The following is a 23,719-nucleotide window of genomic DNA, read 5'->3' as shown; positions in this document are numbered from 1 at the left end:
TAAAGGGATAGCAAGGATTCCGGCTTGTGATTATTTGGGAGGTAAAGCTGGCTCGTAGGATTTACGCTCCACTGGCCAGGACATGAGGAAATGGTGATTTTTTTTGCTTCTTGTAGTGGAATGCTGGAAGATGTCACCTGGAAGGGGGATGATTAGTAATGACCAAGCTGAAGAGGGTACTGCTTGTCATCGCTCTGGGGCCGCTCGCGTTGATAGGCCTCTCAGCTCATGCCCAGGCGAACGAAAAAAACGATGATACTGCCGGTGACTGGAGCGGTACCTGCACGAAGGTCGCAACAGGGTCCACCTGGCATCTCGAAATCGCTATTCGCGACGATGGTACTTATAGTTGGACGAGCAGGTTCCCTGCGTCGGAGGGGACCCCGGCTTCGACCGTTCGTGCCACGGGCAGGGTCGATCGTGCGGCAAGGCAACTGATCGATGATGAGCCGGAGCAGCACGGCAAGATCGACGGCTACTACTCGATAGACGGCGATCACATGAAGCTTGATACAGGTAATGGGATGGCGCAGTGCTCGCTCACGCGATAACCGGTACCACGAAGCCTTGGCTTCGCGGGTGCGGGCAGGAAGGCACCATCGAAAGCCGTGACCTGCCGGCAAGCCGTGTCGGCATGAGAGGCCTGAACTCAGGGCACCATCGATCGGTTGGCCCAAGAGGGACGATCTCGAGGGAGGAGTCCCTGTCAACTGATTGGCTGCTGCCACCATATGTCGATTCCCACATCGTTGCCCAGGGCATCGTCGATGGTTCGGTGCAGTGCGAGGTCCACGATGCGATCGTCGCTCGGGCGGAAGGGTTTGAGAGGATTCTGCGTCCCGAGCAGAGGTCCGAGGGCGTCGATGGTCGGTTTCCATAGCGTCGACCAGTTGCGTGCGCTGGATACCCCGAATCGGATGCACAGCGCCACCGAGCCTTGAGGCAACGGGGTGCCGATGACGGCGCTGCATGCGCCATGGATCCGCTGCTTCCACGCGGGCGACTCGGTGGAACCGGTTGTGCGTAGCTGTAGCTGTGGCTCGCCTGGTGAGCTGCTCTCCTGGGCTGGCAAGCCGACGGCGATCGTCGAGGCGTCCGCGTGCTGCTTGCGCCCGAACACCGCATCGAGGCGTCTGTGACCGACCCGCCGCGCGATTGGCAAGAGATAGTTGTCGAGGTCACGGCCGCCGCTGGTCAGCGCGGTGCTTGCAGGAAGGCCGACGGTCAGTTCAAGTGTGAGATGGTCACTCGTTGTTGGGACGTACGCGCCGATCAGCGCCTCGATCTCGTCCAGGTAGGCGCTTAGTCGCCGTTGATCCGGGTGATCCGCCGCATTCCAGCTCTCCAAGACCGGAGCAGACGGCAGGACACGTGGCGCGGCGGCTGGCCGGGCGAAGAGTGTCTCCACAGCTGCAGTATCGCCCCGGAACACTGCAGGGTGCCTAGTCAACCGGATCACCGAGGCGCTCCTGAGCAGCGAGACTTGGGCACGTATTTGGCACAGTTACCCGCCGGGAGCCGATGTCAGTCGGAGGCAGCCGGACACCATGCGAACGGCACCTGAGCGCGTATGTGCAGGTCAGATGCCGGTTGGGGCGGTGGCGCGCCCAGAGGGATTCGAACCCCCGACCGTCGGATTAGAAGTCCGATGCTCTATCCGGCTGAGCTATGGGCGCCGGTCGATCAGAGTGTACGGACTCCGGAGCGTTGATGTGATGCCGGTGGCCGCTTACCGCCATCGACCCCCTGTCGGGCGGGCTCCGGCGTGGCCGGAACCGGCCGTATCCCCTGGAGCTGCGGCGATGCATATCAGTCGCATAACTTGTTGGATCTTTGTCTGACATAGACGATCAACCGGAATCCACCTGTCCTGTTACGGATTGTCACGACTCGGAGTGAGGGGCCGGTTCCGGCCACGCGCGGGTGGTCGTTCGGTGCGACCGGAAACCCTTTATCGGAGGGTTCGTCGACCGGAGTGCCGAGGTGATGACGGGCCGCGCGGCCGGGGGCTCCTACCCGAGGTCGTAGACCGTTGTGCCGTCGACGGTCTTGGCGGTGTACGTCTTGGCCACCCACGTGGCGATCTGCTGTGCGTCGTCGCTGCCGGAGCCTCCGCGGCCGCCCATGGGCATCGAGGTGGCGATGAAGTAGTGGACCTTCTTCTCGCGTACGTACTGCTGGAAGCGGGCCAGGGTGGGGGCCGGGTCGGTGCCGTTGAACCCGCCGAGCGCCATGACCGGGTCGCCCGTGGCGAGCTGGTAGCCGGCGGCGCTGTTGGAGCCGACCGTGGCGGCCGCCCACGTGTACTTGCCGGCGTTCTGCCGCAGCAGCGCGGTGAGCGCCGCACCGGGAGCGGGGGCGTCGAGCAGCGCGCCGGGTCCGCCCATGCCGCCGCGGCGCATCCCGCCGCCGCCCGGGCCACCGCCGCCCGGCATGCCACCGCCCGGCCCGCCGCCGTTTCCGGTGCCGTTCGGCGGCTGGGGCATTCCACCCTGTCCACCGCCCGCTCCGGGGAAGCCGCGCTGCCCGCCTCGCGTACCGTTGCCGGGCGGGCCGCCGGGGAGCGCTCCGCGACCGCGCGTTCCGCCCGGACCGCCGCCCATTCCGGAGGGGCCGGCCGACGGGATGGCGCCGTTGTGCGCGGTCGTCGCGGTGTCGACGGCGTACGCCGCGGGTCCCGCGATCGAGACCGCGATCGCGAGGACGCCGCCGGCGGCCAGTACCCGCCCGGCGAGACCGGACATCCCATGGTCGTCCCGGGACGAACCGGCCGCTGAGCGGTGCGCGAGCCAGGCGCCCGCGAGCAGGCCCACGGCGGCGATCAGGCCGCCGGCCAGCACGGGAAGGCGCAGCCAGGGCGCGAAGTCCGGTGTACGCCCGAGGAGGCGGTACGACCACCAGGCCGTCAGGACGACGACCGCGACCAGCGCGCCCGTGGCAGCCGGGTGCCGGCGCCGCGCCCACAGGACCGTGCCGCCCAGCCCGGCGAGCGCCGCGATCGGCGGTGCCAGCGCCACGGTGTAGTAGCCGTGGAAGATCCCCTGCATCAGGCTGAACACCACGTCGGTGACCAGCAGCCAGCCGCCCCACACGAAGAGGGCGGCCGCTCCGGTGTCGGTTCGCAGGCCCCCGGAGGCCGGGAGGGCGGCTCGCGGGGCCTCGTCGTCGCCTTCCACGCCGTCCTCACCTCCCGCGCTCCCACGCTCGGCGGCGCGGCGCATGTGGCCGGCGGCGAGCGTCCACAGGCTCGCCACCAGCAGGATCAGCGCGGCAGGGAGCAGCCAGGAGATCTGCCCGCCGAGTTCGGCGCCGAACATGCGCATCCAGCCGGCGTCCTGGTTCGTGTTGCCCAGGCCGCCCGTCTCGTCGCCGTTGAGACGGCCGATGCCGTTGTAGCCGAGGGCGAGTTCGAGCACGCTGTTGTGCTGGGAGCCGCCGATGTACGGCCGGGAGCCCGCGGGGACGGCGGCGACGATCGCGACCCACCAACCGGCCGACACGATCATCACCACCGCGGCGACGGCCAGCTGCCACAGCCGGCGGCGCAGGGGAGCCGGCGCCATGATCAGGTACACCAGCCCGAACGCCGGCAGCACGAGGAACGCCTGGAGCATCTTGGCCAGGAACGCCAGCCCCACGCAGCTCGCGGCCACGACCAGCCACCGTGTGCTCGCCCGCTCCTGCGCGCGCAGCAGCCCGTACGCCCCGGCGGTCAGCAGCAGGACGAGCAGCGCGTCCGGGTTGTTGTAGCGGAACATCAGCGCGGCGATCGGCGTCGTCGCGAGGGCCGCGCCGGCCAGCAGCGCGCCGCACGCGGCGGCACGCGGGCCGAGCGGCCGGAGCGAACGCCGTACGCTCGCGTACAGCAGGCCGACCGTGGCCACGCCGATGAGGGCCTGCGGCACGAGGATGCTCCAGGAGTTCACCCCGAAGAGGCGCGCCGCCAGGTCCATCGGCCACAGGGCCAGCGGTGTCTTGTCGACGGTGATGAGGTTCGCCGCGTCGGAGGAGCCGAAGAAGAACGCCTTCCAGCTGTGCGCGCCCGCCTGGACCGCCGCCGAGTAGAACGCGTTGGCCCACTTGGAGGAGCCCAGCCCCCAGATGTAGAGCACGGCCGTGGCGGCGAGCAGCGCGATCAGCCCCGGGCGTGCCCAGGCCGGGTCGCGGGAGGATCGGGCCGCCGGCACGGCGCGCCCGGGAGGCGGGGAGACAGACGTCGGCAGGCTCATGGATCAACGGTCGGCGCCCGAGATTGGCCTTTCGATGAGGCGATCATTAAAGGCGCGTGAGAACCCGATCAACGCCGGGAGGCGCAGCCGATGCAGGTGCGGGCCGTGGGGCGGGCGGCCAGACGCTCGGCGGCGATCGGGTCGCCGCAGACCTCGCACCGGCCGTACGCGCCCTCGTCGAGCCGGCGCAGGGCGCGGTCCAGCTCGGACAGGTGGTGGCGCGACTGGTCCAGCAGGGCCTCGATCTGCTCCCGTTCGAACGCGATCGTCGCGCCCTCCGGGTCGTGTTCGTCGTCCACGCCGGTCGACACGGTGGACTCGATGACGCCCTCGCGGTCGTGCGCGAGCGCCGCGATGCGCTCGAGCGTCTTCTCGCGCTCCGCGTTCAGCTGATCTGCCAGTGACGACGGATCCATTACAGGAGGAACGACCTGGTGCGGCCACGAATTCCTCAGGTGGAACCGCGAACGGCCACCTCGAGCCGGAGCATGACCTCCCGCACGGCCCCGAACCCGGTCCCGGCCCCGCTTCCGCGCTCGTCGATCCGCCGCAGCAGCAGCTCCATCGCCGTCCGTCCGGACTCCTCCAGCGGCTGCCGTACGGTCGTCAGGCCGAGGGCCTCGGCCAGTTCGCCGTCGTCGAAGCCGACCACGGCGACGTCTCCGGGCACCGCGAGGCCGAGCTCGTGGGCGGCGCGCATGACCCCGGCCGCCAGGGTGTCGTCGGCGGCGAACACCGCGGTCGGGCGCGGCTCCGCGGACAGCAGCTCGCGCGCGGTGGCCAGGGCCTGTCCGAGCTCGTGACGGGCGAGCCGTACGACGGGCGTGTGACCGGCGTCGGCCAGGGCCGCGCGAAAGCCGGTGAGCCTTCGCTGCGACGGTGAGACGTACCGGTCCGACCGCTGTTCCTCGCCGACGAAGGCGAATCTCGTGTGCCCCCGGGACAGCAGGTGCTCGGCGGCGAGCCGTCCGCCGGCCTCGTCGTCGGTGTGGACGGAGTCGAAGCCGGGGTGGCGTACGTCCACCAGCACGGTGGGCAGGTGCAGGTCACGCAGCCGGGTGGCCACCGTGTCGTCCAGCGGCCGGCTCACCAGGATGATCCCGTCGAGCCGGCCGGTGACCGGGAGACTGGCCAGGAGCGGCGAGGGGCTCCGCGCGGCCGACTCCTGGTCGAACAGCACGATCTCCAGCGGGCGGCGGCCGATGGCACTGATCACGCCGTTCACCCGGCGGGCGGCCGAGGGGTAGGCGGAGAACGCCGCGAGCACGCCGATCCGGCCGACCCCGCGCCGCGCCCGCGCGACGGCGTCGGCCTTGGGCACGAAGCCGAGCGCGTCGACGGCCGCCAGGACCTTGCGGCGGGTCGGCTCGCTGACCCGCTCGGGCGCGTTGAGCGCGAGCGACACCGTCGAGACGCTGACGCCCGCCTCGACGGCCACATCTCTGATCGTGGTCATCGAACTGTTTCGATCGAAGTTTTTTGTCACACTAGGGCAGAAACGGCGAAAGGAGAAGTCGTGGGCCGTTCGTACGTGGTCACGGGAGGAGGCCGGGGCATCGGCCGCGCGGTGGCCGAGCGCCTCGCTCGCGAGGGCGGCACCGTCGTGGCGATCGAGCGCGATCCGGCGGCGCTGACCTGGGTGGACGGGCAGGTCGGCGCAGGGCGTGTCATCGCGCTGGCCGGGGACGCCGCGGACGAGAGTGTCGCCGAGCGCGCCGCCGACCTCGCCGAGGCGGCCGGGCCCCTCGCCGGCTGGGTCAACAACGCGGCGGTGTTCGGGGCGGCGGCGTCCTTTCACACCGTCCCGGTGCGGGAGATCCTCGACCGCGTCTCGCTGAACCTAGGCCTCGCCCTCGTCGGCTGCGCGACGGCCGTGCGGCGTTTCCTGGCCGCCGGCACCCCCGGCGCCATCGTCAACGTCTCCTCGCACCAGGCGCTCCGCGCGGTCCCGGGCTGCGTGCCGTACGTGACGGCCAAGGCCGGGATCGAGGGGCTGACCCGGGCGCTCGCGGTGGAGTACGGGCGGCGGGGGATCCGCGTCAACGCGGTCGCGCCGGGGTCCGTCGGCACCGAGCGGTACGCGGACTTCCTCGCGGGTCAGGCGCCGGACGACGCGGCGTGGATCGAGGAGGAGATGGCCCGCGCTCATCCGGCCGGCCGCGTGGGCCGGCCGGATGAGGTCGCGGCGGCGATCGCGCATCTGCTCTCGGCGGACGCGAGCTTCGTGACCGGCGCGACCGTGCCGGTGGACGGCGGCCGCTCGGTGCTCGCACGCGATCCCGAGGCGCTGGATCAGTAGACGACGCTCAGGTATCCGTTGGCGACGAGCCACGTGACGTTCAGTGTCGAGGGCGCGCCGGGGAGGTAGGCGCTCATCAGCACGTACTGCCGGCCTCCGCCCCGCTGCTGGAACGCCGGCGCGATCGGTCCCGCGTCCACGTCGAACGCCCGGCTCACCCGGTACAGGTGGTAATTGCACAGATGTGACGGATCGCTGCTTTTCGTGTTGAGGCTGTCCGGCGGCAGCGCGCGGGCACCGAAGGCGCTGCCCGCCGGGGCGAGAAAGGTGCCGTACGGGCTGCCGAATCGGTCGAGAAGTGAGCCTTCGGGAAGTGTCTCCCGTTCGCGAAGAACGCGGCCGTTGCTCCAGCCACCGGAATGGGCGAACCCGAGATCCGGGGGATAGCGCCAGTAGGCCGGATTGGCCGTCTCGTCCCAGTAGCGGGTGATGAATTTCGCCGGGCTCAGCCCGCCGTACCGGACATAGCCGCGGACCAGGGATCCGAAATAACCGACACGAGGCAGATGTGCGGGGCCGAGCTCACCGTGGTCCTTGACGTACGGGCTGCCGCACGCGTCCGGTGTGGAGCGGACCGCCGCACGCGCCGCCGCCGCGGCTGCCTCGGGCGTCCGCGGCACGTCGGGGCGGGCCGCTACCAGGGCCGGAAGAGTGTGCGGCCGCTCCGCCGCCGGCCGCTGCACGCCCGGCTGCTCCACGGCGGGGCAGGCCGTGCCGGTGCAGGAGCCGTCGGCTCGCGCGCCCCGGTCCGGCGGCAGCGCGACGGCCGCCAGCACGCTCGCCGCGCCGAGCGCCGTGGCGGCTGTGATACGTCCTCGAATGCCCTTCATCAAGCCCCCTGTCGCATTTCTCCCGTGCCCTCGTGGAACGAGGTCGCCGGCGGCTCACGGTACAGAAATGCGCGACCGAAAAGTCTGTCGAGGAGAAAAGCCCGGATTGTGGCCTGTCGCGGCTGTTCAACTTTGTGTTGCTGTCATTTTTACCGGGTGATCTGGTATTCGGCCGACGGGCTCGGGTATCACCCTTACGTGTCGAACGGAAACGCTGTCGCGGCCGTCCTCCTGACGGCCGCCATTCTCACCGGGATGCACGAGGCGCGCGGAGGCTCCGCGCGCCGGCACGTTCCCCACCGGCACTGGTCGAGCTCCGCACACTGGTCGAGCCCCGAGCGGGTCGAACTGGGCAACGCGACCATCCCGGTCCACGCGGTCCGCCGGCACACGTCGCACACGTCGCACACGTCTTCCACGTCGCCGTCGAGCGTGCGCCCGGAGGGCAAGAGCGCCGTGGTCCACCAGGCCGGCGCCGAGGAGTCGCCCGAGATCATCATCGGCTACGTCGATCCCGAACACGGCCCGGCCGCCTTCCACCGCCTGACGAAGGTCGCCGAGGGCGACCGGGTGAAGGTGGTCCGGCGCGACCACAGCGTCGCCTGGTTCAAGGTCGATTCCGTACGCCGGCTGGAGCGGGTCCCGTCCGGTGACCGGCGCTCGGCCGACGCGGTGAGGCACGCGATCGCCCGCGAGCATTCGGCCACCGGCCGCCCGGAGCTCCGCCTGATCTCCGTACGCCGCGGAGCGGACCCTCCGCGCGGTGACACCCCGCGGAACGTCGTCGTCTCCGCCCATCTCGACCGCCCGTCCGGCTGAGACGCAACCGGTAAGGTCGGCATGAGGAGGGGCGATGCCGACCCGAGACGACGAGCGGGCCACGCGAGAGCCGGTGGTGCTGGCCATTCCGGGCACGCTCTGCGCGCCCGCGGTGTTCCGGCCGCTGGCGCGACGGCTGGCGGGCCAGGCCGAGTTCGACGCGGTGTCCTGGATGACCGATCCCGGTCCGTGGGACCTCGGCGCGATCGCCGACCGGCTCGCCGCGCGCATCACGCGGCGGCACGGCGCGCCGGTCGTGGTCGTCGGCCATTCCACCGGCGGCGCCATCGCGCTGCGCCTGGTGGCCGGGCACCCCGGGCTGGTGGCCGGCCTGCTGCTGGCCGACACCGGTGCGCACATGCGGGGCCACGGCGACGTGGACGCCATTCTGGCGGCGCTGGCCGACGACTGGGGCCCGCGGTTGCACGCCGGCGTGCTGGACCGGTCGTTCGCCACCCCACCGGATCCGGCGTTCCGCGACGAGCTGCTCGCCTACGCCGCCCGGGTGCCCGTCCAGGCGGCGCTGGAGGCGTTGCGCAGCCAGCGGGACCTGGATCTGACCCCGGGGCTGGCCGCGATCGACTGCCCGGTCACCGTGGTGCACGGCCTGCGCGATCCGGCGAGAACGCCCGACCAGGCACGGGAGCTGGCCGCGGCCATCCCGGGCGCGCGGCTGCGCCTGCTCGACACCGGGCACACCCCGATCTACGAGGCCCCGGACGAGGTGGCCACCGAGCTGCTCGCCCTGCTCGCGCGCCGGCACGAACGCCCGGTGTCGCCCTGATCGACCGCGGGGCCGTGGTCGAGGGCCGGGGCGGGGACGACGAGCGTGCCGTTCGCGGTCGCGTGGGACAGCTCGCGCGACAGTGACAGCGCCGACGTTCGCACGGCCGGGGCGAGGCGGTCCAGGTCCAGACGGCCGGCGTGGCCGGTGATGGAGATCGCGGCGATGACGCGCCGCCGGTGGTCGAACACCGGAGCGGCCACCGCGGACACCCCGACCTCCGACTCCTCCCGATTGATCCCATAACCCCGCTCCAGCGTGCGCGCGAGGTCGCGGACCAGCAGGCCCGGCATCGTGATCGTGTGCGGCGTGTAGCGCGCCAGGCCCGCGCGCAGGACGCGGCGCAGGCGTTCGGGCGCGCCGAAGGCGAGGAACAGTTTCCCGGTCGCCGTGCAGTACGCCGGCAGCCGTCCGCCGACGCGGGAGATGATCGGCATCGACCGGCGTCCGCTGACCTTCTCCAGGAACAGCGTGTCGATGCCGTCGAGCACGGCCAGATGGACGTTCTCGTGCGACGCCTCGTACAGGTCCTCCAGGTAGGGCAGGGCCGCCTCGCGCAGCCCGCGCGGGCGGGGCACCCGCTGGCCGAGCACGAACAGGCGCATGCCCAGCCGGTAGCCGTTCCCGGTGCGCTCCAGGGCGCCCCAGCCGACGAGCTCGCCGAGCAGCCGGTGCACGGTCGGTTTCGGCAGGCCGGTGCGTGCGGCGAGTTCGGTGAGCGTCAGGTCGACGTCGGAGGGGCCGAAGGCCCCCAGTAACGTCAGGCCGCGGGCGAGGACCGACTTGGGGGCGGGGGAGCCGTCCATGTCCGCAGCCTTATCCGCCGGGCCGCGTCGCGCAATGGCCCGCGACCGGTACATCGACGAGCAGGGGACGATCGGAACCGGCGGCGAGAGTGTCGCGCAGCTCGGCCGCCGACTCCACCCGTACGACATCGAGGCCGAAGAACCGGGCGGTACCGGACCAGTCCAGCGCGGGCGGAGCCAGGTCCAGCCCGACGTACGAGCCCAGTGCCGCCGACCGGCTCTTGCGCTCGTCGAGCGTGTCCTTCAGCGTCCGGTACTCCCCGTTGTTCATCACCACGAACGTCACCGGCACCGCGTACCGTGCCGCCGTCCACAGGCCCTGCAGGCCGAACATCGCGCACCCGTCGCCCAGCACGGCGACGACCGGGCGGTCCGGAGCGCCCAGGCGGGTGCCGATCGCCGCGCCGATGCCCCAGCCGAGCCCGCCGCCGACGGTGTGCGCGTACGAGCCGGGCCGGTCCTGGCGCAGCACGGTCCGCAGCCGCATCCCCACCGTGATCGCCTCCTCCACGACGACGGCGTCCGCGGGCAGCCCGGCGGCGACCGCGTGCGCCGCCGCGAGCGGGTCCAGCGGCGCGCCGCCGTACGCCGCCGTCGCCGCCTCGTCGGTCGCCGCCCGCGCGTGCGCGTGCGCCGTACGGGCGGCCTCGAGACGCTCGTCCGCCCCGGCGATCGGGCCCAGGGCCGCGGCGAGCGACCGCAGCGTCGTCCGTACGTCGCCGACGAGGCCCGCCGCGACGGCGAAGTTGCGGGCGATCTCCGCCGGGTCGGCGTCGAGCTGCACGATCGGCAGGCCCTCCGGCACCGCGGGACCCGGCGTGTAGTGGTGCGGCATGAAGGCGTGGCACCCGACGATCAGCGCCGCGTCGTAGGACGCGAGCGTCTCGCGGATGGCCGCGTTGCGCGGCAGCAGCATCCCGGCGTACAGCGGGTGGGTGCCGGGGAAGTTCACGCCGTCGTTCATCGGCTGGTGGTAGACGGTGGCGCCCAGCCGCTCGGCGACCGCGACGAGTTCGCCGACCGCGCCGCCGCGCCCGACGCCGTCCCCGGCCACGATGACCGGGCGCGACGCGCGGGCGAGCATCTCCGCGGCCGGGCCGACTCCGGCCGCCGGCCCGTACGCCGGGGTCGGCGAGCGGTCCGGCACGTCGACGTCGGAGTCCTCCTCCAGCACGTCCATCGGGATGGAGACCAGCACCGGGCCGGACGGCGGACGTACCGCGGCGGCGAAGGCGCGGCGCAGCACGATCGGCAGGTCGCGGGCGTGCTGGACCTCCACGGCCGCCTTCGTCGCGGCGCCCGCCAGGCCCACGACGTCGCCGGAGAGCATCGGGTCCTGGGCCAGGTGACGGCGGTCCTGCTGGCCCGCCGTGACCACCATCGGCGTCCGGGAGCGCGAGGCGTTGAGCATGCCGATCAGGCCGTTCGCGACGCCGGCCGCGACGTGCAGGTTCACGAACGACGGGCGGCCGGTGGCGCGGGCGTACCCGTCGGCCATCGCCACCACGGACGCCTCCTGCAGGCCCAGCACGTACGACAGGTCGGGCACGCCGGCCAGGGCGTCGATGAGCGGCAGCTCGGTCGTCCCGGGGTTGCCGAAGATCCGGCTCACCCCCTCGCCACGGACGATCTCCAACAGGGCGTCGATGGGTCTCATCCGGTGAGTTCCTTCCCGAGGCGGTCGGCGACCCTGGCGGCCAGCGCCATGATGGTCAGGGACGGGTTGACCGGCAGGGACGCCGGGATCAGCGAGGCGTCGCCGACGTACAGTCCGGCGACGTCGTGGGACCGGCCGTTCGCGTCCACGGCCGAGCGCGCGGGGTCGGACCCCATCGGCACGCTGCCCTGCATGTGCGTGGTGCTCAGCCCGGTCCACAGGACCTCGCGGGCGCCGGCCGCGCGCAGCGCCTCGACGGCGAACCGCCGGCCCGCCTCCAGCCGGGCGCGCTCGGCGGCGGAGAACCGCTTGGCGACGACGATCTCGCCGCGCGGGTCCAGGTCGATGACGCCGGTGTTCTCGTCGCTCGCCATCACGAGCATCCCGGCCCAGTGCCGGTACGCCCGTACGCTGCCGGCCAGACGCGTGCCCCAGAGGGGGCGGCCGTCCGCGTCGGTCAGGCTCTCGGCGAACGACACCGGGTCCTGGACCGTGGGGCCCTCGACCACGAACTCCTCCCGGTGGTCGAGGCAGTGCCCGGTGATCGGGTAGACGCGGTGGGCGTCCTGCGGCTCGTCGAAGCGGCCGTAGACCAGGCGCGCCGGGTGCAGGCCGAGGGTGCGGCCGACCCGGCGCGGGTAGTCGGGGCTGTTCAGCAGGATCCGCGGGGTGCCGAGCGCCCCCGCCGCGAGCACCACCGTACGGGCCCGTACGACGCCGGTGTCGCTGGCGACGCCGGTGACCGCGCCGCCGGAGATCAGCACGCGCTCGGCCCGGGTGCGGGCGGCCAGGCGGATCTCGCCCCGGGCGAGGGCCGGCGCGATGAACGTGTTGAGCGCCGACTTGCCGGCGTTCGTCGGGCAGCCCTGCAGGCACGAGCCGCACTTGGTGCAGTTGTAGTCGGTGTAGGACCGGACCGGCTCGAACGTGGCGCCGATCGCGGCCAGCCCGTCGCGCAGCCGGTACGCGCACGGCGTCCAGTCGGCGCGCTCCCGTACGCCGAGGCGCCGCTCGACCTCGGTGTACCAGGGCAGCAGGTCGGCGAGGGAGAACGGCTCCCCGCCGTCGCCGAGCAGGCCGGTCCGGCGGTGGAAGGCGGCGACGTCGGCCTCGCCGGCGCGCATCGCCACCTTGGTGTTGATCACGGTGGAGCCGCCGACGCACCGGCCGCCGAGCAGCGCGACCGGGTCCTCGCCGTCGGCGTACCGGACCGGCCACCACAGCCGGTGCCGCGCCTCCAGCTCGAACCGGGTGTGCGTCGCGGCCGGCCACAGGCCGCCGGCCTCGATGAGGAGCACGTCGTGCCCGGCGCGGCCCAGGTCGGCGGCGATGAGCCCGCCGCCGGCGCCCGAGCCGACGACCACGACCTCGGCCTCCTCGGGCAGCGGGCCGGCGGGCGGGGGCGGTTCGGTGAGGAACGACCAGTCCCGGCGGAGCCGGCGCGCCTGGGGCGGGTCGAAGCCGATGTCCTCCCACCCGGTCGGCCCGGTGTGGCCGGGGACCGCGAAGCCGCCGTAGTACGCCTCGATGGCGAGCCGCCTGATCAGGGCGAACGCCGATGACCCGGCGAGCGGTGCCAGCGCGTCCGGCCCGTGCCCGGCGGCGGGCGCGAGGAGCCCGATCGCGGCGTGCAGGGCGTCCTCCTCCGCCGGCGACATCGCGGCGACCGCCCGCGCGATGTACTCCTCGGGCCCGATCGCGCGTGAGCCGGGAACCAGGTCCGCGCACAGGTCGGCGAGGACCCGCGTCTCCCCGGCGTTCATCAGTGCTTCGCGGATCCGCCGTCGACGTTGATGGTCTGCCCGGACAGGAACCCGCTGCCCTCGTCGCAGACGTACAGCAGCGTCGAGACCAGGTCGCGCGGTTCCTCGACGGCGGGCACGACCTGGAGGTCGCGGACCCGCTCGAACCCGCCGTCCGCGCCGACGGTGCGCTCGGCCGTTCGCGTACGGGTCATCCCGGGGGCGATCGCGTTGACCGTGACGCCCTCGCCGCCGACCGCGCTCGCGAGCGCGCGGGTGAAGCCGACCAGCCCGGCCTTGGAGGTGGTGTAGGCGACCATGTCGGGCGGCCCGAGGAACACCACGGCCGAAACGATGTTGACGACCCGTCCCCAGCCCGCGGCCCGCAAGTGAGGCAGCGCGGCCCGCGTGACGAGGAACGGCCCCTCGAGGTTCAGCCGCATGATCCGCCGCCAGTCGTCCAGCGTCGTGTCCTCGAAGGGGATCGACGGGTAGATCCCGGCGTTGTTCACCACGATGTGCAGGCCGCCGTGGTGACGCACGACCTCGTCCACCGCCGCGGTCACGGCGGACGGGTCGGTGACGTCGGCCCGGACGCCGAGGAAGGAACCGCCGCCGATCCGCTTTTCGGTCTCGGACAGATCCGCGACGTCCAGCCCTGCCACACGTCTGCCCCCGGCGGCCAGGGCCACGCAGAACTCCTGTCCCAGCCCGCTCGCCGCGCCGGTCACCAGCGCCACCCGATCGCTCATGTGGGCGAGCGTGCGGCACGGCCATCACCCCGACAAGGAGCGCGTTCCATTCATCGAAATCCGCGGCGGCGATCCGTACCGGCGCGCGCCGTGTACCTCGCCGTTTCCATTCGGTGAAACACCCTGCTTGTCGGAGCCGGTCGGTACGTCCATGCTCACGGCACCCCGCATCCGACACCGTCGGGCGAGTCGTGAGGAGCGATGACCGCGATGTCAGCAGCAGCGACCGGAGCCTCCCTCGGCCGGGTCCCCCGCAGGCTCATCCGGGACGAGTTCGGCGTGATCGCCGTCCTGATCGTCATCGTTGTCGGAGTCGGGCTCTTCCACCCCGACTTCCTGCGCACCGGCAACCTGCTGTCCATCACGCACAACACGGTCTACGCCGGGCTGATGGCGTGCGGCATCGTCTTCCCGCTGGCGATGCGCGAGGTGGACCTGTCCGTCGGCGGCATGTACGCGATGTGCATGGTGCTCGGCGCGGTCCTCATCCGCGACGGGCTGAGCACCTGGCTCGCGCTGCTCGTGATCCTGGCGGTGTCGGCCGCCCTCGGCGCGCTGAACGGCGTGATCACCACCTACATGCGCCTGCCGTCCTTCATCGTGACGCTGGCCACGGCGATGCTCCTCCGCGGCGCCGGCCTCGCGCTCGCGGACGGCAAGCAGATCACCGACCTGCCGCAGAACGACTCCTTCTTCACCTTCCTCGGCGGGAACACGGCCGGGGTCCCCAACGCCGTGTGGATCTCCGTCGTCCTGGTCGCCGCGCTGGCCGTACTGTTCACCCGCACGCGGTTCGGCGCCCGCGTACGGGCCATCGGCTCCAACCCGGAGGCGGCCGAGTTCGGCGGCCTGCCGGTGAACCGCACCCGCATCGCCGCGCTCGGCCTCAGCGGGCTGATGGCCGGCGTCGCGGCGGTGTTCTCCCTGGCCTTCTTCATGGCCGGCGACCCGACGGTCGGCCAGGGGTACGAGCTGACCGCCATCGCGTCGGCGATCATCGGCGGCACACCGCTCGCCGGCGGCCGCGGCTCGGTCGTCGGCGCGGCGGCCGGCTGCCTCATCCTCAGCGTCGTCGCCTCGGCACTGGCCTTCTTCCAGGTACCGATCAACTGGACCACCTTCGCGACCGGCGGCGTCATCCTCATCGCCGTCGGCGCCGACACCCTGTTGCGGCGGATCCAGGGCTCCCGCTCCGCCGACACCTGACCGCCCCCGCCCGTACGCCAGGAGACGAGCCATGAAGCAGCGCACACGCCGGCGGGCCGGACTCGCCGCGATCCTCGTCCTCGTCCTCGGAGCCACCGCCGCCTGCGGCGACAGCGGATCCGGCTCCGGGTCGAAACGGCTGAAGATGGGCATCGCCGTGCCGAACAACAGCCTGAACTTCGCCCGGGAGATGTACCAGGGGGCGACCTCGGCGGCGCAGCACGCGGGCAACGTCGACTTCAAGGTCGTCGGCCCGCCCAACACCGACGGACCGGCCGAGGTCCAGCTCTTCCAGAACCTCGTCGTCACCCACCGCGACGGGGTGATCCTGTTCAACCTCGACCCGCCGATCTTCACCCGGCCCGCGGCGCAGGCCGTCGACCAGGGCGTCCCGGTCGTCGCGCTGGACACCGCGCCGACGAACGGCAGCAAAGTCGGCTTCTTCGTCGGCACCGACAACTACGAGCTCGGCGGGCGGCTCGCCCAGGCGGCGGTCAAGAAGCTCGGCGCCACCGCGAAGGGGACCGTCGTGATCGGGCAGACCGACCCGGGCGTGCCGGTGCTCGACAACCGGGTGAAGGGCATCAAGGACACGTTCGCCAGGCTGGCGCCCGGCATCAGGACGCTCGGCCCGTACCACACCTACAGCGACCCGGCGCAGAACTACAACGCCTGGCTCGCCCAGGTGCACGCGCACCCGGACGCGCTGGCCTTCCTCGGCGTGGGCGACGCGGACAGCTACGACCTCGCCAAGATCAAGCAGCAGGAGAAGGGCAGGTACCTCACCGCCGGCTTCGACGTCGACCCGAAGACGCTGCAGGCGATCAAGGACGGCACGAACTTCGCCGGCGTCGACCCCGAGCACTTCCTCAAGGGCTACCTGTCGAGCGCGATCCTGATCAAGTACGTCCGCGACGGCAGGAAGTTGCCGAACGGCTGGTTCAAGACGCCCGGCATGGTGCTCGACAGCGGCAACATCGACGAGGTCATCGCCCGCGAGAAGTCGCCCCAGGCCGCCTACGCCTGGTACAAGCCGCAGATCGACGAACTCCTGGCGAACATCACCGGCGGCATCCGGCCGCTCTCGGAGGCGCGCTGACATGCTCAAGGCCTCCGGCCTGGTCAAGCACTACGGCGGCGTCGCCGCGCTCGACGCCGCCGGCATCACCGTCGAACGCGGCGAGGTGCACGCTCTGGTCGGCGAGAACGGAGCCGGCAAGTCCACCCTGGTCAAGATCATCTCCGGGGTCGTACGGCCCGACGGCGGCACCGTCGAGCTCGACGACGCCCCCGTCGCCTTCGCCAACACGCGTCAGGCCGCCGAGCAGGGCATCGCGATCGTGTCGCAGGAGCTGATGACCTATCCCGACCTGACCGTCCTGGAGAACCTGTTCCCGCTCGGCGGCCCCGGCCGGTTCGGGCTGGTCAGCACCCGGGCGATGGAGCGCCGCGCCGCGCCCGTGCTGGCCGGGCTCGGCCTGGAAGTCGACCCGCACGCCCGCGTGGCGGCCCTGCCGCTGGCCGACCGGCAGCTCCTGGAGATCTGCCGGGCGCTGCTCCAGGACCCGCGGGTGCTGATCCTGGACGAGCCGACGTCGGCGCTCCCGCGCGCGGCCTCCGACCGGCTCGCGGAGACGACGAAACGGCTGGCCGGGCGCGGCCTGGCCGTGCTCTACATCTCCCACTTCCTCGGCGAGGTCATGCGGATCGCGCAGCGGGTCACCGTGCTGCGCGACGGCCGTACCGTGCTGGCCGGCGAGGAGATCGGGAAGGTGAGCGTCGACTCGCTGGTGACGGCGATGCTGGGCGGCAGCGCACCGCCGGCCGCCGCGCGCCGCGAGCGCGCCCTGCACGGAGCCGCCTCGGTCACCCTGACCGGCGTCAGCGTGCCCGGTCGCCTTCGCGACGTGTCGCTGACCGCCTCCGGAGGCGAGATCGTCGGACTCGCGGGGCTCCAGGGGGCAGGCCACCTCGCCGTGCTCGACGCCGTCTGCGGACGGGCGCGGCAGACCGCCGGGACCGTACGGCTGCCGGGCGGCGTGGTGCCGCGCTCACCGCGCCAGGCCGTCGCCGCCGGCGTCGCGTACGTCTCCGGCGACCGCAAGGGCCGCGGCCTCATGCTGGACCAGCCGCTGTGGGAGAACGCCACCGCCGTACGCCGGCTCGGACTCGGCCGCGACGGCCCGCTGCCCTCGCGCCGTCGCATGGTCGCGCGCGCCGCGGACCTGATCGAGCGGCTGCGGATCCGCGGCGGCCCGCACACCACGGTGGCGCGGCTGTCCGGCGGCAACCAGCAGAAGGTCGTGCTGGCCAAGTGGCTGGACGCCGACCCGGCGGTGTTCGTGCTCGACGACCCGACCCGCGGCGTGGACGTCGGCGCCCGCGCCGAGATGCACGAGATCGTCCGCGGCCTCGCCGGCGAGGGCAAGGTCGTCCTGCTCGCCTCCACCGACCTGACCGAGCTGGTCGACCTCTGCGACCGCGTCCTGGTCTTCCGGCGAGGGCGCGTCACCGAGGAGATCGCCGCCGAACTGACCGAACAGAACCTGAGCCTGGCGATGAACGCGTCACCGGGGGAGGAGCCCGGTACCGCTCAGGAGCCCAGGTAGCGGAGGACGGCGAGCACGCGGCGGCTGTAGCCGCCGTCGCGGGGCAGGTCCAGTTTGTCGAAGATGGCGTTGACGTGCTTCTCCACCGCGCTGAGCGAGACGTGCAGGCGCGTGGCGATCGAGGCGTTCGTGTGGCCCTCGGCCATGTGGGACAGCACGTCGCGTTCGCGGGCGGTGAGGGTCGCCAGCGGATGGGTCGTGCGGGCGAGCAGCTGGCGGACCACCTCCGGGTCGAAGGCCGCGCCGCCCGCGCCCACCCGGTCCAGCGCGTCCAGGAACTCCTCGACGTGGGCGACCCGGTCCTTGAGCAGGTACCCGACCCTCTGGGTGTCGGAGGTCAGCAGCTCGGTGGCGTACCGCTTCTCCACGTACTGCGACAACATCAGCACGCCGACGCCCGGGTGGCGGCGCCGGATCTCCAGCGCCGCGCGCAGGCCCTCGTCGGTGTGGGTGGGCGGCATGCGCACGTCGGCCACCACCACGTCCGGCGGGTCGGCGGCCACCGCGGCGAGCAGTGCCTCCGCGTCGCCGACCCCGGCCACGACCTCGTGGCCCTCCTCGGCGAGCAGCCGCGTCAGCCCCTCGCGCAGCAGTGTGGAGTCTTCGGCCAGGATCAGCCGCACGGCAGCTCCGCCTCGATCACGGTCGGCCCGCCGGCCGGGCTGGACACGGTGAAACGCCCGTCGAGCGCCGCGACGCGCCGGGCGAGCCCGGCCAGCCCGCCGCCTCCCGGGTCGGCGCCGCCCGTACCGTCGTCGGTGATCCGCACGACCACCATCGTGCCGTGTCCGGCGATCGAGACGTCGATGCGGGCCGCCCCCGCGTGCTTGGCGGCGTTGGTGACCGCCTCCCGCACGGTGAAGTAGGCCGCGGTCTCGACCGCGTGGACCGGCCGTTCGGGCAGGTCGTAGTGGATCCGCACCGGTACGGGGCTGCGCTCGGCCACCGTGGCGAGCGCGTCGTGCAGGCCCAGTTCGTCCAGCGCGGCCGGGTAGACGCGCCAGGCGATGTCGCGCAGTTCCTCCAGCGCCCGCCGCGACTCGTCGTGCGCCTGTCCGAGCAGGTCCTGCGACCCGTTGCGCCGCGCCCGGCCGATCAGCATGCCCAGGGCGACGAGGCGCTGCTGGAGGCCGTCGTGCAGGTCGCGCTCGATCCGCCGGCGTTCGGCGTCGACGGCCGCGACGATGCCGGCCCGGCTGGCCGACAGCTCGGCGATCCGGCGCCGCATCAGCTGCCGCTCGTCCGGGCCGAGGAACCGGCGGGCGGCCCCGCGTTCGAGCGCGCCCACCGCCACCAGGCCGGCCAGGTCGAGGAAGAGCAGCACGGCGGCCGCGACGGTGAGGTAGAGCACGATCGGCCAGGTCGGCGCCATGCCGTCGGGCCGCCCACCCGAGATCCACGCGACGAGCACCCCGATCGCGCTCACCGCGCCGTACCCGCCGAGGAAGATCACGACGCCGCCGAGCAGTCCCACCGGGCAGCGGGCCGCGAGGTACGCCACGCCCCGCCGGAGGTCGTACTCGCCGAGGTCGCCGACGCCGAGGAGCGCGGCGAGCCGCCACCGCTCGGCCCGTACGAGGACGCCGAGCGGCGGCGTACGGCCCAGCACGATCACCGGGACCGTCGCGACCAGAGCCACCAGGGCGGTCACGGCGGTCACCGCGCCCAGCGCCGCCCCGAGCACGAGCCGGAGCCCCGGCAGGACGAGACGCGTCACGACCGGGCGTGGGAACGCGTCAGCCGGGTCACCACGAACCAGCCGACGGCCAGCACGGCGACGATCACCACTGCCTTGGACACCAACCCGCCGTACTCCTCCACCAGCCGCCAGTTGTCACCCAGCCAGTATCCGGCCAGCACGAACACGGAGTTCCAGATGAGGCTCCCCAGCGCGGTCAGGGCCGTGAACGTCGCCACCGGCATCCGTTCGATCCCGGCCGGGATCGAGATGAGGCTGCGCAGGACGGGAACCATCCGGGCCAGGAACACCGTACGCGCCCCGTACCGGGCGAACCACGCCTCCGCCCGGTCGATCTCGTGCGCCCGCACCAGCGGGATCCGCTCGGCGATCGCGCGGGTGCGCTCCCGCCCGAGCAGCGCGCCCGCCGCGTACACGACGAGAGAGCCGAGCACCGAGCCCGCCGTGGCCCACACGATCGCCGCGGCCAGGCTCATCCCGCCCTGCCCGGCGGTGAAGCCCGCGAGCGGCAGGATCACCTCGCTCGGTACGAAGGGCAGCACCGTGTCCACCGCGTTCGCCAGACCCGCCCCGGGCGCGCCGAGGGACTCCATGAGATGGGCGGCCCAGCCGGCGATCCCGCCGGCCGGCGCCCCACCATTCGCTTCGATCATGCGGTCAACGCTAGAAATCGGCAGGTCAGCGCACCATGAGGCCGACCGTCGACCTGGGGTGCGGAAAACCGCAGTACGCCCGTGTCCCGCCTTACCGCGAGGGCGGGCGAAGGCCGTCCATGAGGACGGTGATGTAGGCGCCGGTGAGTTGTTCCGTGGGCCGCGAGCGCGCGATCGCGCAGGCGGTCTCGCCGATCAGGGTGGTGGCGACGCCGGGGTCGAGGTCGGTGCGGATCGCGCCATCCCGTCGCGCTCCGGCGAGCATCTCCTCCACGGTGCGGACGAGGTCGCCCGGCCCGTTAGGGCGCCGGCGGGACGGTTTCGCGGAGAACGGCGTGGACGGCTCGGACGGCCGGGGATCTCCAGCGGGACGACGGCGCCGCCAGCCACAGGTGCTGCCGGGCCAGGTCGGTGGGCGGGCGCAGCTCGACGAGCCGGCCGTCGGCGAGTTCGTCGGCGACCGTGACCGTCGGCAGCAGGGTCACCCCGAGGCCGGCCGCGACGCACCGTTTCAGCGTCTCGATGCCACCGAAGCGGGGCGGGGCCTCGGAGGGATCGGTGGCGGCGAGCAGCGCGGCGAGTTCGTCACTGTAGGAACAGCCCTGCTCCAGCAGGAGGACGTCGGCCGCGGACAGCTCCGCCGGCGTGATGGGACGATGCCGGGGAAGGCCGGTGGTGGCCGCCGCGACCAGGGACAGCCGTTGGACTCCCAGATCCACCAGGTCGATGCCGGGCGGGTTCACGGAGGGTTCGAGCACCAGGGCCAGGTCGGCGCGGCGGTCGGCGAGCGCGGTCAGCGCCGTCCGCGTGCCGGCGGGGAACAGCGACAGGCTCACGTCCGGGAACCGCGTCCTCACCTCGGGCAGGAGGGGAGCCAGGCGGTAGGCGCACACGGACTCCGGTGCACAGACCCGTACCGGGCCGGTCGGTTCGGCGGCGGCGGTCGTGAGCTCGGTGAGCATCCGTTCCTCGAGGTCGAGGATCCGCTGGGCGTGCTCGGCCAGCAGCGAACCGGCGCGCGTGGGCGAGACACCGCCCGGGTGCCGGTCGAGCAGCGGCGTTCCCGCCAGCCGCTCCAACGCCTGGACGTGCGTCGTGACGGTGGACTGGACGAATCCGAGCTCCGCCGCGGCGGCGGTGATCCCGCCCGCGCGCAGGACGGTGAGAAAGCTGTTCAGCAGGCGGGTGTCCATCGGCTATCCAAATGCCCTTCATTGGTAACCATCGTTAGACGCGATGCCATCGTACGGAGCAGACTGCCGGGCATGAACAACACGCGAGTTATGCGGTACACCGCCTTCGACGTGGACGGCCAGGGCGGTAACCCGGCCGGCGTCGTCCTCGACTCGCGGGGGATGGACGCCGCGCGGATGCAGGAGATCGCCGCCGAGGTCGGATTCTCCGAGACCGCCTTCCTGCTGGACGACGGGGACGCCGGCGGCCTTCGGATCCGGTACTTCAGCCCCCTGGCCGAGGTGGCCTTCTGCGGGCACGCGACGATCGCCACCGCCGTCGCCCTGGCCGAGCGGGAGGGGACCGGAGATCTCCGGCTCGTCACCTCCGCCGGGGAGGTCGGGGTGGAGACGCGGCCGGTGAACGGCCGGATCCTCGCCACGCTGACGAGCGTCGCCCCGGCCGTCGGTGAGGTCGCCGAGGCCGACCTCACCGACGCGCTGACGGCCCTGCGCTGGAGCGCCGCGGACCTCGATCCCGCGCTGCCGCCGCGCATCGCGAACGCGGGCAACGATCACCTGGTGCTCGCCGCGTCATCCCGGGCGCGGCTGGCCGACCTCGACTACGACCAGGAGTCGCTCGGCGCGCTCATGGCGCGCCGGGGCTGGACGACCGTTCACCTCGTGTGGCGGGAGACCGAGACCGTCTTCCACGCACGCGACCCGTTCCCGCCGGGCGGGGTCGTCGAGGACCCCGCCACCGGCGCCGCCGCCGCGGCCTTCGGCGGCTACCTGCGGGCCCTCGGACTCATCACACCTCCCGCCGAGATCACCATCCACCAGGGACAGGACATGGGCCGGCCCAGCCGCCTGCTCGTCGAGGTGCCGTCCGGGACCACCGGTGGCATCAGGGTGAGCGGCACGGCGGCCCCCATCCCCGGCTGAGCGTCACACGGCTCTGGGCCTGCGGTCCGTGCCGCCGCAGTCGATCTCGCCGGCGATGGCGGCACCGCCGCCGACGGTGGACAGCGCCTCCAGCCGTACGTAGCGGGCGGTCGCGGGGCCGAAGCGGGCCCGTTTCAGCGTGTGGTCCGCGGCCCAGGATCCCCGGGCCACCCGCCTGAAGGCCGTCCCGTCCACGCTGACCGAGACCCGGTAGGCCGTGATGTTCCCCGTGGTGACGAACGCGTCGAAGGAGTAGGCGGTCTCGGTGTCCTGCCGGGGCAGGTAGGTGAGCGTGTCGAGGCCGGAGAAGGTACGGCCCAGGTCGATGGTGATCGCCGCGGGGAGGGCGGCGTCCGACGTCCAGAGCGTCTGGTCCGCCTGGCCGTCCCAGCCGTAGTCGCTGTGCCCGTCCACCGCCTTGGCGGCGTCACCGCTGGTCGCGGTGGCGGAGGCGGCGGTGACCAGGTGGCGTGGCACGTCCGGCTGGGCGGGCAGCGGCGGGCGCGTGCGGTCCGGCCGCCAGCGGCGGCCGACCTCCCGCAGCGTCGTGACGACGCCGTCGTCGAGCAGGCCGTCGGTGTTCGGCGGGCAGTTGAGGATGAGGGTCGCGTACCGGGGTTCGAGCACCTTCAGGTGCCCGTCGACGATCTGCTCCGGCGTGAGCAGGTTCGACGGCGTCGAGGGGTGCCAGAACCAGCCGGACGGGGAGATGGTCTGCCCCTGGGAGGCGGCGTAGGTGTTGCCGGGCGGGCAGAAGACGCCGCCCTTGGGCTCCTCGAAGAAGAGCAGCTCCGAGTGCCACGGCACGGTCAGGCCGCCCAGGTCCAGGACGAGGCAGTCGGGCTGGAGGGCGGCGACGTGCTCGCGGATCTCGGCGAACGGCATCGACTGCTGGCCGAAGGCCCAGTGCCAGGCCCAGCCGTCGAAGATCAGCAACGGGATCGGGCCGTAGCCGGTGAGCAGCTCGGTGAGCTGGTTCTTGACGAACTCGATGTTCGCCCGGGTGATCGGGGGCCGGTCGTCGAACCCCTTCGGGCCGACGCCGTTGGTCCGGTCCCAGATCGAGAAGTACAGGCACGGCGTCACGCCCCGGGACCGGAAGGCGTGCACGTACTCACCGACGATGTCCCGCCGGACCGGGCTGCTCGCGACCGAGTACGTCGTGTACTTCGACGGCCACAGGCAGAAGCCGTCGTGGTGCTTGGCGGTGAGCACCGCGAACCGCATCCCGGCGGCCCGCGCGGCGTCGGCCCACTGGCCGCAGTCCAGCTTCGCCGGGTCGAACGAGCGCGGGTCCTGGTCCGGGTCCACCCACTCGGCGTCGTGGAAGGTCCCCATGTTGAAGTGCAGGAACATGCCGAACCGCCAGTCCACGAAGCGCCGTTGCAGCGCGTAGCGGTTCCCGTGGTGTGCGGCCGCGACGGCCTTCGTCGCGGACAGGGGGAGCGTGGCCGCTCCGGCCGCCGTCGCGGCGGCGGCCAGGAAGGTGCGGCGGCTCGATGCGTGCGATTCCACCG

General features: G+C 72.5%; 23 protein-coding genes and 1 tRNA gene. 8 read left to right on the top strand and 16 right to left on the bottom strand.

What is annotated here, in order from left to right:
- Positions 1–158 precede the first annotated feature (158 nt).
- Positions 159–551 carry a hypothetical protein gene (locus ABEA10_RS35975; RefSeq protein ID WP_345471689.1) on the top strand — a complete coding sequence of 131 codons (393 nt, stop codon included), beginning with the start codon at positions 159–161 and terminating at the stop codon, positions 549–551.
- A 155-nt stretch (positions 552–706) separates the two neighbouring features.
- On the opposite strand, the gene ABEA10_RS35970 is transcribed toward ABEA10_RS35975, so the two are convergent.
- From ABEA10_RS35970 to ABEA10_RS35950, 5 genes are all read right to left on the bottom strand, one after another.
- Positions 707–1,348 carry a hypothetical protein gene (locus ABEA10_RS35970; RefSeq protein ID WP_345471687.1) on the bottom strand — a complete coding sequence of 214 codons (642 nt, stop codon included), beginning with the start codon at positions 1,346–1,348 and terminating at the stop codon, positions 707–709.
- Between the two features lie 251 nt (positions 1,349–1,599).
- Positions 1,600–1,676 (bottom strand) — tRNA-Arg (locus tag ABEA10_RS35965).
- A gap of 336 nt (positions 1,677–2,012) precedes the next feature.
- The gene (locus ABEA10_RS35960; protein WP_345471685.1) at positions 2,013–4,229 is read right to left on the bottom strand and encodes an ArnT family glycosyltransferase; all 2,217 of its coding nucleotides are present in this window, start codon (positions 4,227–4,229) and stop codon (positions 2,013–2,015) included.
- Between the two features lie 68 nt (positions 4,230–4,297).
- Complete coding sequence (locus ABEA10_RS35955) at positions 4,298–4,645, bottom strand: TraR/DksA family transcriptional regulator (protein WP_345471683.1); 348 nt, start codon at positions 4,643–4,645, stop codon at positions 4,298–4,300.
- A 35-nt stretch (positions 4,646–4,680) separates the two neighbouring features.
- Positions 4,681–5,685 carry a LacI family DNA-binding transcriptional regulator gene (locus tag ABEA10_RS35950; protein ID WP_345471681.1) on the bottom strand — a complete coding sequence of 335 codons (1,005 nt, stop codon included), beginning with the start codon at positions 5,683–5,685 and terminating at the stop codon, positions 4,681–4,683.
- Positions 5,686–5,745: 60 nt separating this feature from the next.
- Between ABEA10_RS35950 and ABEA10_RS35945 the strand changes: the two genes are divergently transcribed.
- Complete coding sequence (locus ABEA10_RS35945; RefSeq protein ID WP_345471679.1) at positions 5,746–6,528, top strand: SDR family NAD(P)-dependent oxidoreductase; 783 nt, start codon at positions 5,746–5,748, stop codon at positions 6,526–6,528.
- Here the strand turns inward: ABEA10_RS35945 and ABEA10_RS35940 are convergent.
- Positions 6,522–7,358 carry a TNT domain-containing protein gene (locus tag ABEA10_RS35940; protein WP_345471677.1) on the bottom strand — a complete coding sequence of 279 codons (837 nt, stop codon included), beginning with the start codon at positions 7,356–7,358 and terminating at the stop codon, positions 6,522–6,524. The genes ABEA10_RS35945 and ABEA10_RS35940 overlap by 7 nt on opposite strands.
- 198 nt (positions 7,359–7,556) lie before the next feature.
- On the opposite strand from ABEA10_RS35940, the gene ABEA10_RS35935 reads away from it, so the two are divergent.
- Both ABEA10_RS35935 and ABEA10_RS35930 read left to right on the top strand, forming a co-directional pair.
- The gene (locus ABEA10_RS35935) at positions 7,557–8,177 is read left to right on the top strand and encodes a class F sortase (RefSeq protein ID WP_345471675.1); all 621 of its coding nucleotides are present in this window, start codon (positions 7,557–7,559) and stop codon (positions 8,175–8,177) included.
- Between the two features lie 34 nt (positions 8,178–8,211).
- Positions 8,212–8,961 (top strand): alpha/beta fold hydrolase, encoded by a 750-nt coding sequence (locus ABEA10_RS35930; protein ID WP_345471673.1) that lies wholly within the window; start codon positions 8,212–8,214, stop codon positions 8,959–8,961.
- Here the strand turns inward: ABEA10_RS35930 and ABEA10_RS35925 are convergent.
- From ABEA10_RS35925 to ABEA10_RS35910, 4 genes are read right to left on the bottom strand one after another with little or no spacing between them, the layout of a single operon-like run.
- The gene (locus tag ABEA10_RS35925) at positions 8,883–9,767 is read right to left on the bottom strand and encodes an IclR family transcriptional regulator (RefSeq protein WP_345471671.1); all 885 of its coding nucleotides are present in this window, start codon (positions 9,765–9,767) and stop codon (positions 8,883–8,885) included. The genes ABEA10_RS35930 and ABEA10_RS35925 overlap by 79 nt on opposite strands.
- 10 nt (positions 9,768–9,777) lie before the next feature.
- A complete protein-coding gene (locus ABEA10_RS35920) occupies positions 9,778–11,424 on the bottom strand; it encodes a thiamine pyrophosphate-binding protein (protein WP_345471669.1) in 1,647 nt (548 codons plus the stop codon).
- A complete protein-coding gene (locus tag ABEA10_RS35915) occupies positions 11,421–13,187 on the bottom strand; it encodes a GMC family oxidoreductase N-terminal domain-containing protein (protein ID WP_345471667.1) in 1,767 nt (588 codons plus the stop codon). Before ABEA10_RS35915 ends, ABEA10_RS35920 begins: the two co-directional genes overlap by 4 nt.
- Positions 13,187–13,918 (bottom strand): SDR family NAD(P)-dependent oxidoreductase, encoded by a 732-nt coding sequence (locus ABEA10_RS35910; protein ID WP_345471665.1) that lies wholly within the window; start codon positions 13,916–13,918, stop codon positions 13,187–13,189. Before ABEA10_RS35910 ends, ABEA10_RS35915 begins: the two co-directional genes overlap by 1 nt.
- Positions 13,919–14,128: 210 nt before the next feature.
- Here ABEA10_RS35910 and ABEA10_RS35905 point away from each other — a divergent pair, with 210 nt between their 5' ends.
- The 3 genes from ABEA10_RS35905 to ABEA10_RS35895 are packed head-to-tail and all read left to right on the top strand — an operon-like array spanning position 14,129 to position 17,733.
- On the top strand, positions 14,129–15,124 hold the full coding sequence (locus ABEA10_RS35905) for an ABC transporter permease (RefSeq protein ID WP_345471663.1): 996 nt from the start codon (positions 14,129–14,131) through the stop codon (positions 15,122–15,124).
- Positions 15,125–15,155: 31 nt separating this feature from the next.
- Entirely contained in the window at positions 15,156–16,223 is a 1,068-nt protein-coding gene (locus tag ABEA10_RS35900; RefSeq protein WP_345471661.1) for a sugar ABC transporter substrate-binding protein, read from the top strand.
- 1 nt (position 16,224) lies between these two features.
- Positions 16,225–17,733: a sugar ABC transporter ATP-binding protein gene (locus ABEA10_RS35895; protein WP_345471659.1), complete on the top strand. Its 1,509-nt coding sequence runs from the start codon at positions 16,225–16,227 to the stop codon at positions 17,731–17,733.
- On the opposite strand, the gene ABEA10_RS35890 is transcribed toward ABEA10_RS35895, so the two are convergent.
- The 5 genes from ABEA10_RS35890 to ABEA10_RS35870 form a co-directional block, all read right to left on the bottom strand.
- Positions 17,718–18,356, bottom strand: a complete 639-nt coding sequence (locus ABEA10_RS35890; RefSeq protein WP_345471657.1) for a response regulator transcription factor — start codon at positions 18,354–18,356, stop codon at positions 17,718–17,720. The genes ABEA10_RS35895 and ABEA10_RS35890 overlap by 16 nt on opposite strands.
- Entirely contained in the window at positions 18,347–19,450 is a 1,104-nt protein-coding gene (locus tag ABEA10_RS35885; RefSeq protein WP_345471656.1) for a sensor histidine kinase, read from the bottom strand. Before ABEA10_RS35885 ends, ABEA10_RS35890 begins: the two co-directional genes overlap by 10 nt.
- The gene (locus ABEA10_RS35880) at positions 19,447–20,085 is read right to left on the bottom strand and encodes a DedA family protein (protein WP_345471655.1); all 639 of its coding nucleotides are present in this window, start codon (positions 20,083–20,085) and stop codon (positions 19,447–19,449) included. Before ABEA10_RS35880 ends, ABEA10_RS35885 begins: the two co-directional genes overlap by 4 nt.
- A 91-nt stretch (positions 20,086–20,176) precedes the next feature.
- The gene (locus ABEA10_RS35875) at positions 20,177–20,359 is read right to left on the bottom strand and encodes an SbtR family transcriptional regulator (protein ID WP_345471654.1); all 183 of its coding nucleotides are present in this window, start codon (positions 20,357–20,359) and stop codon (positions 20,177–20,179) included.
- A gap of 25 nt (positions 20,360–20,384) precedes the next feature.
- Positions 20,385–21,278: a LysR family transcriptional regulator gene (locus ABEA10_RS35870; protein WP_345471652.1), complete on the bottom strand. Its 894-nt coding sequence runs from the start codon at positions 21,276–21,278 to the stop codon at positions 20,385–20,387.
- Between the two features lie 72 nt (positions 21,279–21,350).
- On the opposite strand from ABEA10_RS35870, the gene ABEA10_RS35865 reads away from it, so the two are divergent.
- Positions 21,351–22,202, top strand: coding sequence for a PhzF family phenazine biosynthesis protein (locus ABEA10_RS35865; protein WP_345471650.1), 852 nt, complete (start codon positions 21,351–21,353; stop codon positions 22,200–22,202).
- Positions 22,203–22,205: 3 nt separating this feature from the next.
- Here the strand turns inward: ABEA10_RS35865 and ABEA10_RS35860 are convergent, their stop codons facing one another.
- Positions 22,206–23,717, bottom strand: coding sequence for an alpha-L-fucosidase (locus ABEA10_RS35860; protein WP_345471648.1), 1,512 nt, complete (start codon positions 23,715–23,717; stop codon positions 22,206–22,208).
- Positions 23,718–23,719 lie beyond the last annotated feature (2 nt).

It is taken from the genome of Actinoallomurus oryzae (assembly GCF_039541955.1).
Lineage (GTDB): Bacteria > Actinomycetota > Actinomycetes > Streptosporangiales > Streptosporangiaceae > Actinoallomurus > Actinoallomurus oryzae.
The sequence above is the reverse complement of the archived record's forward strand: the minus strand, read 5'-3'. Positions and strand labels throughout refer to the sequence as shown.